Below are 15,198 nucleotides of genomic sequence, written 5' to 3' on the forward strand. Positions count from 1 at the left end.
GTCCGCCACCACCGACGCCCCCGCGCCCTCATACTCCCCGTCGCCCACGCCCGACGCCGAACCCGCACCCGACGAAACAACAACGTCGGCCCCAAGGCCCACATAGCGCTTCACCGTGTCCGGGGACCCCGCCACGCGGGGGTCGACCGATGGGTCTTCCTTCACTATCGCCAGCCGCATTCCCTTCCTCCCTTCAGTCGTTTCGTTAGCCGGTTATTGTTCGATCGTTCCGAAGCTCACTCTTCCAGCACCACCAGCAGGTCCTTGGCGTCGATGGCGTTGCCCGGCGCCACCAGGATCTCCTGCACCGTGCCCCCGCGCGGGGCATGGATCGCGGTCTCCATCTTCATCGCCTCGATGGTGAGCAGCACGTCGCCCGCGCCCACCACCTGCCCGCTATGCACGCCGAGCGAGGAGATGGTGCCGGGCATGGGCGCGGCGACGTGGAGGTCGTTGCCCTCCTCCGCCTTGCGCCGCCCGGCGACCTTCGGCACCGCGTCGCGGTCGACGACGACCACCATGCGCGGCTGGCCGTTGAGCTCGAAGAACACCTCGACGAGGCCGTCGTCGCGCGTCTCGCCCACCGCGGTGAGCCGCACCATCAGCGTCTTGCCGCGCTCGATCTCGACCGTCGCCTCCTCGCCCGGCTTCATGCCGTAGAAGAAGACAGGGGTGGGCAGCGCGGAGACCGGCCCGAACTTGGCGACCACCGGCGCGAAGTCGGCGAACACCTTGGGGTACATCAGATAGGAGGCGAGCTCGCGGTCGTCGGCCTCGTGGCCGACCAGCTTCGAGGCTTCCGCGCGCTCGGCGTCGAGATCGGCGTCCTCCAGCAGCGAGCCGTAGCGCACCGTGATCGGCGGCTCGCCCTTCAGCGCCTTGGCCTGCAGCGCCTGCGGCCACCCGCCGAGCGGCTGCCCGTATTCGCCGTGCAGCATCGCCACCGCCGAAGCCGGGAAGGCGACGTCGCGTTTGGGATCGAGCACGTCGGCGGCGGACAGCCCCTGGCTCACCATCATCAGCGCGAGGTCGCCCACTACCTTGGAGGAGGGCGTGACCTTGATGATGTCGCCGAACAGGTCGTTGGCGTCGCGATAGGCTTTCGCCACCTCGTGCCAGCGGCTCTCCAGCCCCATGGAGCGCGCCTGCTCCTTGAGGTTGGTGAACTGCCCGCCGGGCATCTCGTGCAGGTAGACCTCGGAGGCCGGCCCCTTCAGGTCGCTCTCGAAGGCGGCGTACTGGGCGCGCACGCCCTCCCAGTAGAAGCTGATGCGCCGGATCGCCTCCGGGTCGAGCCCGGTGTCGCGCGCCGAGCCGCGCAGCGCCTCGACGATCGAGCCGAGGCAGGGCTGCGAGGTCATGCCCGACATCGCGTCCATGGCGAGGTCGACCGCGTCGACCCCGGCCTCGACCGCGGCCAGCACCGAGGCGCCGGCGATGCCCGACGTGTCGTGGGTGTGGAAGTGGATCGGCAGACCCACCTCCTCCTTCAGCGCCTTGAACAGCACGCGCGCCGCCGCCGGCTTGACGAGGCCGCCCATGTCCTTGAGGCCGAGGATGTGGATGCCGGTCTTCTCCAGCTCCCTGGCCATGGAGACGTAGTATTTCAGGTCGTATTTCGACCGCGCCGGGTCGAGCATGTCGCCGGCATAGCAGATGGCGCCCTCGACCAGCTTGCCGGTCTTCAGCGCCTCGTCGATCGAGACCCGCATGTTCTCGATCCAGTTGAGGCAGTCGAAGACGCGGAAGATGTCCATGCCCGCATCCGCCGCCTGGCGGATGAAGAAGCGCACCACATTGTCGGGGTAGTTGGCGTAGCCGACGCCGTTCGCCCCGCGCACCAGGGTCTGGGTGAGGATGTTGGGCACGCTCTCGCGGATCTTCGCCAGCGTCTCCCACGGGTCCTCGGACAGGAAGCGCATGGCGACGTCGAACGCCGCCCCGCCCCAGCACTCCAGCGAGAGCAGCTCCGGCAGGCCGCGCGCATAGGAATCGGCGACCTGCGCGAGGTCGTAGGAGCGCATGCGGGTGGCGAGCAGCGACTGATGCGCGTCGCGCATCGTGGTGTCGGTGACGAGCACGCGCTCCTGCGCCAGCATCCAGTCGGCGAAACCCTTCGGGCCGAGCCGGTCGAGAAGCTGGCGGGTGCCCGGCGCGGGCTCGTTGAGGAAGGACGGCGCCTCCGGCACACGCGCGGTGGCGGCAGGCTTCGCGCGACCCTTCACCTCCGGGTGCCCGTTCACCGTGACGTCGGCGATCCAGGCGAGCAGTTTGGTCGCACGGTCGCGCCGGCCGCCGAAGTCGAACAGCTCGGGCGTGGTGTCGATGAAGCGCGTGGTGTAGCGGCAGCCGGTGAAGTCGGGATGGGTGAGCACGTTCTCGAGGAACGGCAGGTTGGTCGCCACGCCGCGGATGCGGTACTCGCGCAGCGCCCGGTACATGCGCGCGATCACCTCGTCGCTGGAGGGCGCCCAGGCGGTCACCTTCTCCAGCATCGGGTCGTAGAAGCGCGTGACCACCGCGCCCGAATAGGCGGTGCCGCCGTCGACGCGGATGCCGAAGCCCATGGCGCCGCGATAGGCGGTGATGCGCCCGTAATCGGGAACGAAATTGTTCTCCGGGTCCTCGGTGGTGATGCGGCACTGCATGGCGTGGCCGTTGAGCCGGATCTCTTCCTGCTCGGGAATGCCGGTCTGCGCGACATTGCCGATATGCCCGCCTTCGAGGATGCGGATCTGCGCCTTGATGAGGTCGAGGCCGGTGACGACCTCGGTCACCGTATGCTCGACCTGGATGCGCGGATTGACCTCGATGAAGTAGAAGGCGCCGGTGTCGGCATCCATCAGGAACTCGACCGTGCCGGCGCCGACATAGTCGGTCGCCCGGCCGATGGCGAGCGCGGCGTCGTTCAGGCCCTTGCGGGTCGCCGCGTCGACATAGGGAGCCGGGGCGCGCTCGATCACCTTCTGGTTGCGGCGCTGGATCGAGCAGTCGCGCTCGAACACATGGACGAGGTTGCCATGGGTGTCGCCAAGGATCTGCACCTCGACATGGCGCGCGCGGCGCACCAGCTTTTCGAGATAGACCTCGTCCTTGCCGAAGGCGGCCTTGGCTTCGCGCTTGGCGGTCATCACCGCGTCGAGCAGCTTGTCCTCGCTCTCGATCGGGCGCATGCCGCGCCCGCCGCCACCCCAGCTCGCCTTGAGCATGACCGGGTAGCCGACCTTGCGCGCCGCCTCCAGCACCTGGGCGTCGTCGTCCGGCAGCGGCTCGGTCGCCGGCATCACCGGCACGTCGACCGAGATGGCGAGGTTGCGCGCCGCCACCTTGTTGCCGAGCGTGCGCATGGTCTGCGGCGAGGGGCCGATGAAGATGATGCCCGCGGCCGCGCAGGCCTCGGCGAATTCCGGGCTCTCGGACAGGAATCCGTAGCCGGGATGGATGGCGTCGACCTTCGCTTCCTTCGCGACCCGGATCACCTCGTCGATCGAGAGATAGGCGTCGATCGGCCCGAGCGGCCGCTCCAGCCACGGGCCCCGGCCGACGAGATAGGCCTCGTCCGCCTTGAAGCGGTGCAGCGAAAGCTTGTCTTCCTCGGCATAGATGGCGACGGTCGAGATGCCGAGTTCGGTCGCGGCCCGGAAAACGCGGATCGCGATCTCTGATCTGTTGGCGACGAGCAGCTTCTTGATCGTGCGGGTCATGGCGGGACCGGGCCTGTGGTTGCGGTCGGGGAACGACGTTTCGGGACCTACATCCTGGCTTCGGACAATGATGAACGTGACGCCGCCGCCCTGCCGGTCCGTCCCTCCGGCGATGCATGAGCCATGCCGGAGAATTATCGCACCGACCCGCTTGCGCGGACTTCCTATTGGTATACAGAATTACGGATACCATCAAGTTGATTTCGCGTCCCGGCGGTCGACCTGCTGTCCATTCCCGGCGAAATGCCATGCCGAGAGCCGGCAAGCCGGCCTGACGGCACTGAATTGCTGCAATGCGAAAGGAATTGCGCGGCACAACATCGATTCAAGTCGCGTCCCCGCGAGCGAGCGCGAAGTTGTGAACGGTGTCGTCGCCAAACCGACACGCTGCAGTGCAAGATAACAACTAAGCGACAACTGTCCCGTTTTGGTTCATAGCTGAGATGCTGGCTGCGCGCCGGCACGCTTCACGACGGAGGATTACCCATGGTTATGCGGCGGGAACGCGCGACGAAGATCGTGGCGACGCTCGGGCCGGCATCGTCGAGCCCGGAAATGATCAAGGCGCTGTTCGAGGCCGGGGTCGATGTATTCCGGCTCAACTTCAGCCATGGCACGCAGGAGAACCATGGCCGCGTGCTGGGCGCCGTGCGGGCGCTCGAGAAGGAGGTCGGACGCCCCATAGGCGTGCTCGCCGACCTGCAGGGCCCGAAGCTTCGCCTCGGCAAGTTCGTCGACGGCTTCATCAACATCACCGCCGGCTCGACGCTGCGCTTCGACACCGACCCGGCGCCCGGCGACGAGAAGCGGGTGCCTATCCCGCACCCGGAGATCATCGAGGCCCTGCACGAGGGCTCGACCGTGCTGCTCGACGACGGCAAGGTACGCGTGCGCGTGGTCCGCAAGGGCTCCGGCTACATCGACGCCGAGGTCATCGCCGGCAACAAGCTCTCGAACAACAAGGGCTTCAACGTCCCCGACGTGCTGCTGCCGGTCTCGGCGCTCACCGACAAGGACCGCTCCGACCTGTTCTTCGCCCTCGACCTCGGCGTGGAGTGGATCGCGCTCTCCTTCGTGCAGAGCCCGCAGGACGTGATCGACGCCAAGGAGCTCATCCAGGGCCGCGCCCAGGTGAACCTGAAGCTGGAGAAGCCGCTCGCGGTCGAGCACCTCACCCGCCTGACCGAGCTGTCGGACAGCATCATGGTCGCGCGCGGCGATCTCGGCGTCGAGCTGTCGCTGCCGGAAATCCCGGCGCTGCAGAAGCGCGTCATCCGCGAATCGCGCCGACTCGGCAAGCCGGTGATCGTCGCCACCCAGATGCTGGAATCGATGATCAGCGCCCCGGTGCCGACCCGCGCCGAAGTGTCCGACGTCGCCACCGCGGTCTATGACGGCGCCGACGCGGTCATGCTCTCCGCCGAGAGCGCGGCCGGCCAGTACCCGGTCGAGGCCGTGGCGATGATGGACCGCATCATCAAGCAGGTGGAGCAGGACCCGGGCTACCGCGCGATCATCGAATCGCAGCGCCCCGATTCCGGCCACTCGGTCGCCGATGCGGTGACGCAGGCCGCCTACCAGGCGGCCAACTCGGTCAATGCCGCGGCCATCGTCACCTACACGCTCTCCGGCACCACGACGTTGCACGCCGCGCGCGAGCGCCCGCGCATCCCGATCATCGGCATCGCCAGCCAGCTCTCCACCGCGCGGCGGCTGGTCATGTCCTACGGCGTGCACGTCGTCCACGCTCCGGAGGAGATCCACACCTTCGGCGAGATGGCGACCAAGGCGACCCAGGTGACGCTGGAGCACGGCTTCGCCAAGGAAGGCAACTGCATCGCCATCACCGCGGGCGTGCCCTTCGCCACCCCCGGCACCACCAACGTGCTGCGCCTCATCACCCTCGACAAGGCGATGATGGCGCAGCTTCCGAGCGGCTCGAAGCCGGTCGAGGTCCCGCGCCGCGCCGCGGCGAAGGCCGACGACGCTTCGGTGCTCCGCTCCGCGCCCGTCGCGAACGAGGCCGAGTAAGGCCTGCTGCCACGACGAACGGCTGGACGGAAAGGCCCTCCTTCGGGAGGGCTTTTCTCGTTTCGGGGTCAGGCGCGGAATAGCGATACGCTGGCGAGGATTACGCGGGCGGGGGATCAGGCCGGTGGGGTCGTGTCGCCCGCGCCCAGCGCGCGCTGCATCAGCACCGTGTCCACCCAGCGCCCGTGCTTGAAGCCGATCGAGCGGAACGTGCCGACATCGGCGAAGCCGTGCCGGCGGTGCAGCGCGATCGAGCCCTCATTGGCGCTGTTGCCGATCACCGCGATCATCTGCCGCCACGGCCCCTCTTCGCAGCGCGCGATCAGCGCGCCGAGCAGCCGGCCGCCGATGCCGCGCCCGCCCTGCCCCTCGGCGACATAGACCGAATCCTCCACCGTGAAGCGATAGGCCCGCCGCGGCCGGTAGGCGGTGGCATAGGCATAGCCGGCAATATCCCCGGTCGAGACGGCGACGAGATAGGGCAGCCCGGCCTCGATCACGGCGGCGCGCCGGCGCAGCATCTCCGCGAGCGGGGGCGGCTCCTCCTCGAAGCTCGCCAGCCCGTGGCGCACGTGATGGGCATAGATCGACTGCACACCCGCCATGTCGGCCTCGCACGCGCCGCGCACCACGAGGCCCTCACCGCGAAGACATTCGCTCATCATCCGATCCCGCAGCTGCGGCGCGGGACACTCCCCGCCCGCACGGGCTATAGCCGAGCCGTACGCCGCTGTCCTTCCTTGCGGATTGTGAGCCGCCGGCTCACTGGCTGGCGGTGACGATCTCGCCGCTATAGGGATCGGCCAGCGCCGCGTCGGGGCGGCTGACGGGGATCTTGCTCGAGGTCATCGCGGACAGCTTCTCCGGCCCGGAGCGTCGCAGCACCTCGCGGAAGCTCTCATGCATGCCGCCATCGACATAGGGCGGGGCGATCGCCGGATTGGCGGCGGCGACGGCGACCATCTGCGCCGTCTCGGCGAGCTGGCGCTGCTCGAGCTGCTGCGCGATCTGCTGGCTGCTAGGATCGGCCGGGCAGGCGCCGAGCGGGTCGAGCGCCGCATCCTCCGGCGAGGGCTGGGCGGTGAAGCGGTAGCGCCCGGCGCAGGCGGTGACGACCGGCGGGCGGCGCGTCATGTCGAAATAGTCGACGCCCTCCTCCAGATTACGCCAGAACGGCACGTTCGGGTCGTTGCGGTGGGCAGCGAAATTGGCCGGCGTCATGCGGAACGGCAGCGCCTGCACCTGGAATTCCTCCTGCCCGCCCTTCAGCGCCTCGCGCGCCAGCGCGTAGATCTCCGCCACGCCGCCGTCGGTCATGGCGTAGCAGCCGGCCGAGGTGCAGGCCCCGTGCACCATGAGCGCGCTGCCGGTGTAGCCGAGCGCGCTCTCCAGCTCGTTCGGGTAGCCGAGATTGAACGACAGGTAGAATTGCGAGCGCGGATTAAGCTGGGCGCGGGTGATGGTGTAGAAGCCTTCCGGCGCCTGCCGGTCGCCCTCACTGGTCTTCGGCCCGAGCTTTCCCGACCAGCGGCACATCGGATAGGTCTTGAGCAGGGCGTAGGTGTTGCGATTGGTGCGCTTCCACACCTCGAGCTCGCTCTCCTGCTTGTAGATGCGGATCATGATCGGGTCTTCGGGCGTCATGCCCTTCTCCGACATCTCCGACAGGATCTTGCCGTTCAGCGGCACCGCGCCGCGATCGTCGCTATCGATGGAGGCGCAACCGGCGAGCGCCAGCGACGCCAGCAGAAGCGCGCATATTCCAAATCTGGCCAGCAGCTTACTCACGACCCGGAGCTCCCGACGCCTCACATGGATCGCCCCTCAATGCCGCCCCAACACGGCGGATCGATGGACGGCGAAGGCTTCGGCTCCATAAAGCGCTGAATATGGTTTGCCCTTTATGAACGACGCGCGTGGCAGGGTGGATCGTCGGCGCCGGACGGCGGCTGGAGCATTGATGCGTGCGATGAGGCGATATTAGATCGCCACCCGCTCCCTTCCGCCCGCCAAGGCCCGCACCATGCCCGCCTCGATGCCCGCCACCCTCGCCGGCGCCCCCGCGAAGACGGAGCGCGTGACCTGCCTCGACGGGCTGCGCGGCGTCGCCGCGTGCTCGGTGGTGGCATTCCACTTCTTCTACGCCTTCGCTCCCGGCCGGTTCTCCGACAGGGCGCGCACTGGCTTCACCGCCTTCGACACGCCGCTCGCCGTGCTGTGGAACGGGCATTTCGCGGTCGCCGTGTTCTTCGTGCTGTCCGGTTTCGTGCTCGCCGCCTCGAGCCCGAAAAGCGCGCGCGAGGCGCCGCTGATGATCTTCCTGCGCTATCTGCGCCTCGGCCTGCCCGCCCTCGCCTCATCGGCGCTGGCCTGGGCGTGGCTCAACGGTTTCCCGGACGCCGCGCGCGAGGCGCAGGCGATCAGCACCAGCTCATGGTTCCGCTGGACCTACCAGCCGCCCATCCCGCCGCTGTCGCAGGCGATCTGGGAGGGCGGCGTCGGCGTGTTCCTGAACGGCACGACCCGCTTCAACAACCCGCTCTGGACCATGCAGGCCGAGCTCTTGGGCTCGATCCTGATCTACGGCTCCTACGCGGTGCTGCGCGGGCGGTGGCGGCCGCTCGCCATGGCGCTCGGCATCGTCGGCTTCGGCGCGGCGGGCTTGTTCTATCTCGCCGCCTTCTGCGCGGGGGCGCTGGTGTTCGAGATGCGCGGCCGCCTGCGCGAGTTTCCCGTCGCCGGGCTTCTCATCGGCCTCGTCGGCCTGGTGATCGGCGCGACCTATCCCTACCACGCCGGCGGACCGGGCCTCGTCTCCACCCTCCAGTCGCACCTCGGCATGGACGGGTTCCGGGAGGCCGGCGCGGCGCTGGTGCTGGTCTCGGTGCTGACCACGCCGGCGCTGCGGCGCTTCTTCGAGAGCGGGCCGCTGCAGCGGCTCGGCGAGCTCTCCTTCCCGATCTACCTCGTGCACGTGCCGCTCATCGTCGCGCCGGCGGCGTGGCTGTTCGTCGCCTTCGCCCCGCTCGGCCCGGCGGGGCTGGCCGCGCTGTTTGCCGCGGTGTGCCTCGGCACGCTGGCGCTCGGCACGCTCTTCCTCGTCGCGGTGGAACGGCCCGGGCTGGCGGCGCTCAAGGCGATCCGCACCCGCGCACGTGGGCAGGCGCGCCCGGCAGGGGCGGCGCCCTGAGGAGGCTCCGCCCGATCGACGCCCATCCGCGAGGGTCTTAGGCTTCCAATGCCCGCAGGTGCCGGATCGGCCGGCCGGGCGAGATCGACTGCGCCGCCGCGACGATGGCGTTGGCGTCGATGCCGTAGTGCCGGTAGAGGTCGGCGATGGTGCCGGTCTGGCCGAAATGCTCGACGCCGAGCGCGCGCGTGCGATGGCCCGCCACCGAGCCGAGCCAGCCCAGCGTCGCCGGATGGCCGTCCAGCACCGTCACCAGCCCGCACTGGCGCGGCACCGCGTCGAGCAGCCGCTCGACATGGCTGCGCGCGTTCACGAGGCCGCGCTCGCGCGCCCGGGCGCCGGCGGTCCAGCCGGCATTGAGACGGTCGGCCGAGGTCACGGCCAGCAGGCCGACATCCTTGCGGTCCTCGGCCATCAGCCCGACCGCCTCGATCGCCTCGGGCGCCACCACGCCGGTATAGACCACGACGATCTCGGCGTTCGGTCCCGGCCGGCGCACCCAGTAGCCGCCCTCGATGATGTCGCGCTCCAGCGCCGGGTCGATCACCCGCCCCGGCTGCTCAAGCGTACGGGTGGACAGGCGCAGATAGACCGAGCCGCCAGTCTCGTCGCGCAGCCAGTTCTGCTCCTCGGGCTCGCTCTCGAAATCCGGCGTGCCCTCGCGCTGGAGATGCTCGAACGCCCAGCGCAGCACCACCGCCAGCTCGTCCACATAGGCCGGCTCGAAGGCGGCGAGGCCATCCTGCGCCATGCCGATCAGCGGCGTGGCGATGGACTGGTGCGCCCCGCCTTCCGGCGCCAGCGTCAGGCCGGAAGGGGTGGCGACGAGGATGAAGCGCGCTTCCTGGTAGCAGGCATAGTTCAGCGCATCGAGCCCACGCTCGATGAACGGGTCGTAGAGCGTGCCGACCGGGATCAGCCGCGCGCCGAACAGCGAATGCGACAGGCCGAGCGCCGACAGCAGGCTGAACAGGTTCATCTCGGCGATGCCGAGTTCCATGTGCTGGCCCTTCGGCGAGAAGGTCCAGTCGAATGTGGAGGGAATGCGCTCCTGCCGGAACAGGTCCGCCACCGCCTCTCGCGCGAACAGCCCGCGCCGGTTGACCCAGCCGCCGAGATTGGTCGAGACGGTGACGTCCGGCGAGGTGGTGACGATGCGGTCGGCGAGCGGGCCGCCCATCCGCGCGATCTCCGCCATGATCAGGCCGAAGCCCTGCTGGGTGGAGAGCGCGGTCTGCTTCGGCACCGCGAGCGCGCCCGGCACCTCCAGCTTCGCGTCGGCGAAGCGGCGCGCGCCCAGCGCGTTGAACGGCACCCGGCCGAGGAACGCCTCGACCTCCGCCGGGGCGATGTCGAGCCCCTCGAACCGGTCCCACTCGTGGCCCGGGCGCACCTCCATCGCGGCGCGCAGCGTCTCCATCTGCGCGGGCGTCATCAGCCCGGCATGGTTGTCCTTGTGCCCGGCGAGCGGCAGGCCGTAGCCCTTGATGGTGTAGGTGATGAACAGCACCGGCCGGTCGTGGTCGATGCGCTCGAAGGTGTCGACCAGCGAGGCGAGGTCATGGCCGCCGAGATTGGTCATCAGCGCCGAGAGCTCGTCGTCGGAGCGCCGCTCGATCAGCGCCGTCACGTCGCCCTGGTCGCCGAGATCGTCGAGCAGCCGCTTTCGCCACGCCGCGCCGCCCTGGAAGGTCAGCGCCGAGTAGAGCTGGTTGGGCGCGCGGTCGATCCATTCGCGCAGCCGCTCCCCGCCCGGCTCGGCGAAGGCCTCCATCAGCTTGCGGCCGTATTTCAGCGTCACGACCTCCCAGCCGAAGGCGCGGAACAGCGCCTCCAACCGCGCGGGGAGTCCCTCGCGGATCACCGCGTCGAGGCTCTGGCGGTTGTAGTCGAGGATCCACCAGCAGTTGCGCAGCCCCTGCTTCCAGCCCTCGAGCAGCGCCTCGTAGATGTTGCCCTCGTCCATCTCGGCGTCGCCCACCAGGGCGATCATGCGCCCATCCGGCGTGTCGGCGCCGAACTTGTGGGCCCGCACATAGTCCTGCACCAGGCTGGCGAACAGCGTCTGGGCGACGCCGAGGCCGACCGAGCCGGTGGAGAAGTCGACGTCGTCGATGTCCTTGGTGCGCGAGGGATAGGACTGCGCGCCCTTGTAGCCGCGATAGGCCTCCAGCTTCTCGCGCGTCTGGTGCCCGAGCAGGTACTGGATGGCGTGGAAGATCGGGCTCGCATGCGGCTTCACCGCCACCCGGTCGTGCGGGCGCAGCACGGCGAAATAGAGCGCCGTCATGATGGTCGAGAGCGAGGCCGAGGAGGCCTGATGGCCGCCGACCTTCAGCCCGTCGGCATTGGGCCGCACATGGTTGGCATGGTGGATGGTCCAGGCCGAGAGCCAGGACACCTTCCGCTCCAGCGCGCGCAGCACGGCGAGGTCGCGCGCCGAGGGTACATGCGCACCGGGATCCGCAGTCCGTCCACGAGGTGGGCTGTCATGCCGGCGATCGTCGCTCTTGACCATGTTGTCCTCCCGTCGCGGCTAGAATGACGCGGGCAGGATCGGCGACGCAAGGTCAAGTTGCGGGTGTGACGCGAATGCGATCAGTTCGCCGGCGTCGGATAGGTCGAGGCGCCCGGCACCAGCCGCACGGGCGCGCCGACGCCGGAATCGCCGGACGGCGCGGGAGCCGGCGCGTACTGGCTGGCGCCCGACGAGGACGGCGAGACCTGCCGCATCTGCACCGGAGGCACGCCGGGCAGCACGGGCGGGGCGCTGAAGGGCGAGTTCTGCCCGCTGGACTGCACCGCCCGCGAGGGCGCCTCGTCGACCACCGCGCCGGGCTGGGGCGCGCCGCGGGTGATGTGCGGCTGCGTGCTCGGGGCGAGTTGCTGCGAGGTCGCCGGCCCCGGAACCGAGGGATAGCCCTCCACCGGGTCCACCAGATTGCCCTCGTAATAGCCCGGCTGCACCACCGGCTCGGGCGCGGGCACGGCGCTGCCGTAGCGCCGGCGGCTGGGGGTGGCGGTGCGCGCGGGCGCCGGCTCCGGGCCGAGCCAGCCGTCGAGCACGGTGCCGTCACCGCTAATGCCGGAGGGATAGGCCAGCGGCCCGCCGACGCGGCCGAGCCCTTCCGGCTCGCCCATCGGACGCCCGTAAGGCTGCCAGCCCTGGGGCAGGAAGTAGCCGTTGATCGAGTAGCGGTACATCACCCGCAGCAGGTCCTGCTCGCTGGCGCCGACCTGGCACAAGCGGAGGCGGATGGCGAGGATGCCGCGGTCATGCCAGAACAGATAGACCGGCACCTGCGACTGGATCCTCTGCCAGCCATAGATGCAGAGCTCGCCATTGCCGGCATTGCCGATGGCGTAGTTGAACGGCCCGTAGCGGTTCTGCACGTAGTAGTTCGAGACATGCATGGCGACACCGGGCATGCGCTCGGTCATCTCGTCGTCCAGCACCTCGTCGTTGAGCCAGTCGTCCTTGCGCAGGTTCTCGCGGCCGGTCGAGCCCTTCACCGGCCCGAAAAACACCGCATAGAACGCGTTCTGTCCGCGCGTGCGGGAATTGGTTTCGAGGATGATTTCCTGTTCGACCGCATTGAGATAGTCGGTCTGTAGCACCGCGATCACGGGCGGCGCGGCGCCGGGCTCGGGCAGCACCAGCGCGTCGGAGACGGGCTTCTCTATGGTCGTGGTCGCGACCTGCGGGCCACCGGCGTAATTGTTGCCGAACCATCCATAGGGCGTGCATCCCGCCAGCAAAAGCGCGACGGATACTGCTACACACCTCAGAAGGGGTACGTGCGCACGCCTTCGTCCCATGGACCCTTCGAGCTTTCGACCAATACCAGAGACGAACTTCAGCGCTGACTGAATCGAGGAAACAGCCGCGAAAAGACGCCGAATCACTTGCTTGATGAGACTTTAGCCCGAGCAACCGCGAGGTGGAATCGACCAAATGACCGGTTAGTCCGAATTTGGATAGATTTCTTCAACCTCTCGGCCCTAAGACACGTTTGGATGGCGACCCCGCGGCATGGTGCAAACCGAGCAGGAGGAACGATGCGGAAGGCTTGGGCTGCCGGCGTGTGGGCAATCGCATCACTGATCGTCGTATTCCTCATTACGCTCCCGATCAGCCTGCAGGCTCATCTCATCGCCGGCTCCATCGTTGTTCTGACGATGATCTTGCTGAAGACCTTCGGCCCCCCGGTCGGCGTCTTCCGCATGATCGCGCTCGCGCTCGGCACCGCCATCGTCCTTCGCTACGTCTATTGGCGTACCACCAGCACCATTCCGCCGATCAGCCAGATCGAGGACTTCATCCCCGGCTTCATGCTCTACATCGCCGAGATGTACAGCGTGTTCATGCTGTTCCTCAGCCTGTTCGTCGTCTCCTCGCCGGTTCCCAAGCGCCCCACGCCGCCGATCCCCGCCGACCAGACGCCCACCGTCGACATTTTCGTCCCGTCCTACAATGAGAGCTCCGACCTGCTGGCCTCGACCATCTCGGCCGCGCTCGGCATCGACTATCCGGCCGACAAGTTCACCGTCTGGCTACTCGACGACGGCGGCACCGACCAGAAGTGCGAGCAGGACGATTCGGTCGCGGCGGAGGAAGCAAGATCCCGCCGGGCCGAGCTCCAGCGGCTGTGCGAGGGCCTCGGCGCGCGCTACCTAACCCGTGCCCGCAACGAGCACGCCAAGGCGGGCAACCTCAACAACGGCCTGGAGAACTCGACCGGCGACCTGATCGTCGTGCTCGACGCCGACCACGCGCCCACGCGCGACTTCCTGAAGGAGACGGTCGGCTTCTTTCTGCAGGAGGAGAACCTCTTCCTGGTCCAGACGCCGCACTTCTTCATCAGCCCTGACCCGCTGGAGCGCAACCTCGACACCTTCGACTACATGCCGTCGGAGAACGAGATGTTCTACGGCATCATCCAGCGCGGCCTCGACAAGTGGGACGCGGCGTTCTTCTGCGGCTCGGCCGCGGTGCTGAACCGCCGCGCGCTGAAGGAGACCAACGGCTTCAGCGGCATCACCATCACCGAGGATTGCGAGAGCGCGCTGGAGCTGCATTCGCGCGGCTGGCACTCGATCTATGTCGAGAAGCCGATGATCGCCGGCCTGCAGCCGGACAGCTTCGCCAGCTTCATCACCCAGCGCTCGCGCTGGGCGCAGGGCATGATGCAGATCCTGCGCTTCCACTTTCCCCCGCTGAAGCGCGGCCTGACGTTGGCCCAGCGCCTGGGCTACAGCTCGAGCAGCCTGTTCTGGCTGTTCTCCTACCCGCGGCTGATGTTCCTCATCTCGCCGCTGTTCTACCTGTTCTTCTCGCTGCAGATCTTCACCGCGGCGGGCGCCGAGTTCCTCGCCTACACCACGACCTACATGCTGGTGAACCTGCTGATGCAGAACTACCTCTATGGCCGCTACCGCTGGCCATGGATCTCCGAGCTCTACGAATACATCCAGTCGGTCTACCTGTTCCCCGCCGTGGTGTCGGTCATCGCCAACCCGAGCAAGCCGACCTTCAAGGTCACCGCCAAGGGCGAGACGCTGGAGGAAGGGCACGTCTCCCAGATCGGCCGCCCGTTCTTCATCATCTTCGCCATCCTCGTGGTGGGGCTGTTCGTCACCATCTACCGGCTGCTCACCGAACCGTTCAATGCCGACGTGCTCATCGTCGTCGGCGCCTGGAACGTGCTGAACATCATCATCGCCGGCTGTGCGCTGGGCGTGGTGTCGGAGCGGCGCAACCGCCGGCGCTCGCATCGCGTCGAGCTGATGCGCCGCGGCGAGCTGCTGGTCGGGGGAGCCACCTACCCGGTCTCGATCGAGGACGGCTCGCTCGGCGGCACCCGGCTGCGGCCGAACGCCAATGTCGTGCTGCCGGAGATCAACCGCGGCGACATGGCCCTGCTGCGCTTCAAGACGCTGGCCGACAACATCCCCATCGACACGATCCCGCTGGCCATACGCAACATCGAGAATGACGACGAGGGCGTGCTGCTCGGCTGCCAGTTCATGCCCGACCAGCCGCTGCACCACCGGCTGATCGCGGACCTGATCTTCGCCAATTCCGACGAGTGGCACAAATTCCAGCACTCGCGCCGCAACAATCCGGGCGTCCTCATCGGCACGTTCCGGTTCCTGCGGATGTCGATCTTCCACACCGGCCGGGGCCTGTCCTACCTCGTCCACCTGCACAAGCTCTGGCGGGAACGGCGGCGGCGGCGGCCGACCGGCGCGGCGGCCAAACGGGGATGATGC

Annotated in this window: 8 protein-coding genes and 1 pseudogene; 3 read left to right on the forward strand and 6 right to left on the reverse strand. The window is 68.3% G+C overall.

The genetic code is table 11. The annotated features are described in order from the left end of the window. Window positions 1-180, reverse strand: a pseudogene (locus tag NVS83_RS21395) (NAD(P)(+) transhydrogenase (Re/Si-specific) subunit alpha); the annotation flags it as partial. Between the two features lie 56 nt (window positions 181-236). Then, entirely contained in the window at window positions 237-3,704 is a 3,468-nt protein-coding gene (gene pyc / locus NVS83_RS21400; RefSeq protein ID WP_258741188.1) for a pyruvate carboxylase, read from the reverse strand. A gap of 492 nt (window positions 3,705-4,196) precedes the next feature. Here pyc and pyk point away from each other — a divergent pair, with 492 nt between their 5' ends. Further along, on the forward strand, window positions 4,197-5,735 hold the full coding sequence (gene pyk / locus NVS83_RS21405; RefSeq protein ID WP_258741402.1) for a pyruvate kinase: 1,539 nt from the start codon (window positions 4,197-4,199) through the stop codon (window positions 5,733-5,735). 116 nt (window positions 5,736-5,851) lie between these two features. Here pyk and NVS83_RS21410 read toward each other — a convergent pair whose 3' ends face one another. Together NVS83_RS21410 and NVS83_RS21415 are read right to left on the reverse strand one after the other, a co-directional pair. Continuing rightward, complete coding sequence (locus NVS83_RS21410; RefSeq protein ID WP_258741189.1) at window positions 5,852-6,397, reverse strand: GNAT family N-acetyltransferase; 546 nt, start codon at window positions 6,395-6,397, stop codon at window positions 5,852-5,854. Window positions 6,398-6,497: 100 nt separating this feature from the next. Further along, window positions 6,498-7,523: a L,D-transpeptidase family protein gene (locus tag NVS83_RS21415; protein ID WP_258741190.1), complete on the reverse strand. Its 1,026-nt coding sequence runs from the start codon at window positions 7,521-7,523 to the stop codon at window positions 6,498-6,500. Window positions 7,524-7,758: 235 nt separating this feature from the next. Between NVS83_RS21415 and NVS83_RS21420 the strand changes: the two genes are divergently transcribed. Next, window positions 7,759-8,925, forward strand: coding sequence for an acyltransferase family protein (locus NVS83_RS21420; protein WP_258741191.1), 1,167 nt, complete (start codon window positions 7,759-7,761; stop codon window positions 8,923-8,925). Window positions 8,926-8,962: 37 nt separating this feature from the next. On the opposite strand, the gene NVS83_RS21425 is transcribed toward NVS83_RS21420, so the two are convergent. Together NVS83_RS21425 and bcsN are read right to left on the reverse strand one after the other, a co-directional pair. Beyond that, window positions 8,963-11,443 (reverse strand): thiamine pyrophosphate-binding protein, encoded by a 2,481-nt coding sequence (locus NVS83_RS21425; RefSeq protein WP_258741192.1) that lies wholly within the window; start codon window positions 11,441-11,443, stop codon window positions 8,963-8,965. Between the two features lie 80 nt (window positions 11,444-11,523). Beyond that, on the reverse strand, window positions 11,524-12,684 hold the full coding sequence (gene bcsN / locus NVS83_RS21430; protein WP_258741193.1) for a cellulose biosynthesis protein BcsN: 1,161 nt from the start codon (window positions 12,682-12,684) through the stop codon (window positions 11,524-11,526). Window positions 12,685-12,984: 300 nt separating this feature from the next. On the opposite strand from bcsN, the gene bcsA reads away from it, so the two are divergent. Next, a complete protein-coding gene (gene bcsA / locus NVS83_RS21435) occupies window positions 12,985-15,195 on the forward strand; it encodes a UDP-forming cellulose synthase catalytic subunit (RefSeq protein ID WP_258741194.1) in 2,211 nt (736 codons plus the stop codon). Window positions 15,196-15,198 lie beyond the last annotated feature (3 nt).

The sequence above is a fragment of the Ancylobacter mangrovi genome (genome assembly GCF_024752335.1).
GTDB classification, from domain to species: Bacteria; Pseudomonadota; Alphaproteobacteria; order Rhizobiales; family Xanthobacteraceae; genus Ancylobacter; species Ancylobacter mangrovi.

Bases quoted from the DNA above. Each gene is read 5' to 3' on its own strand.
- pyc (WP_258741188.1), bottom strand. From the start codon at position 3,704: ATGACCCGCACGATCAAGAAGCTGCTCGTCGCCAACAGATCAGAGATC.
- pyk (WP_258741402.1), top strand. From the start codon at position 4,197: ATGCGGCGGGAACGCGCGACGAAGATCGTGGCGACGCTCGGGCCGGCA.
- NVS83_RS21410 (WP_258741189.1), bottom strand. From the start codon at position 6,397: ATGAGCGAATGTCTTCGCGGTGAGGGCCTCGTGGTGCGCGGCGCGTGC.
- NVS83_RS21420 (WP_258741191.1), top strand. From the start codon at position 7,759: ATGCCCGCCTCGATGCCCGCCACCCTCGCCGGCGCCCCCGCGAAGACG.
- NVS83_RS21425 (WP_258741192.1), bottom strand. From the start codon at position 11,443: ATGGTCAAGAGCGACGATCGCCGGCATGACAGCCCACCTCGTGGACGG.
- bcsA (WP_258741194.1), top strand. From the start codon at position 12,985: ATGCGGAAGGCTTGGGCTGCCGGCGTGTGGGCAATCGCATCACTGATC.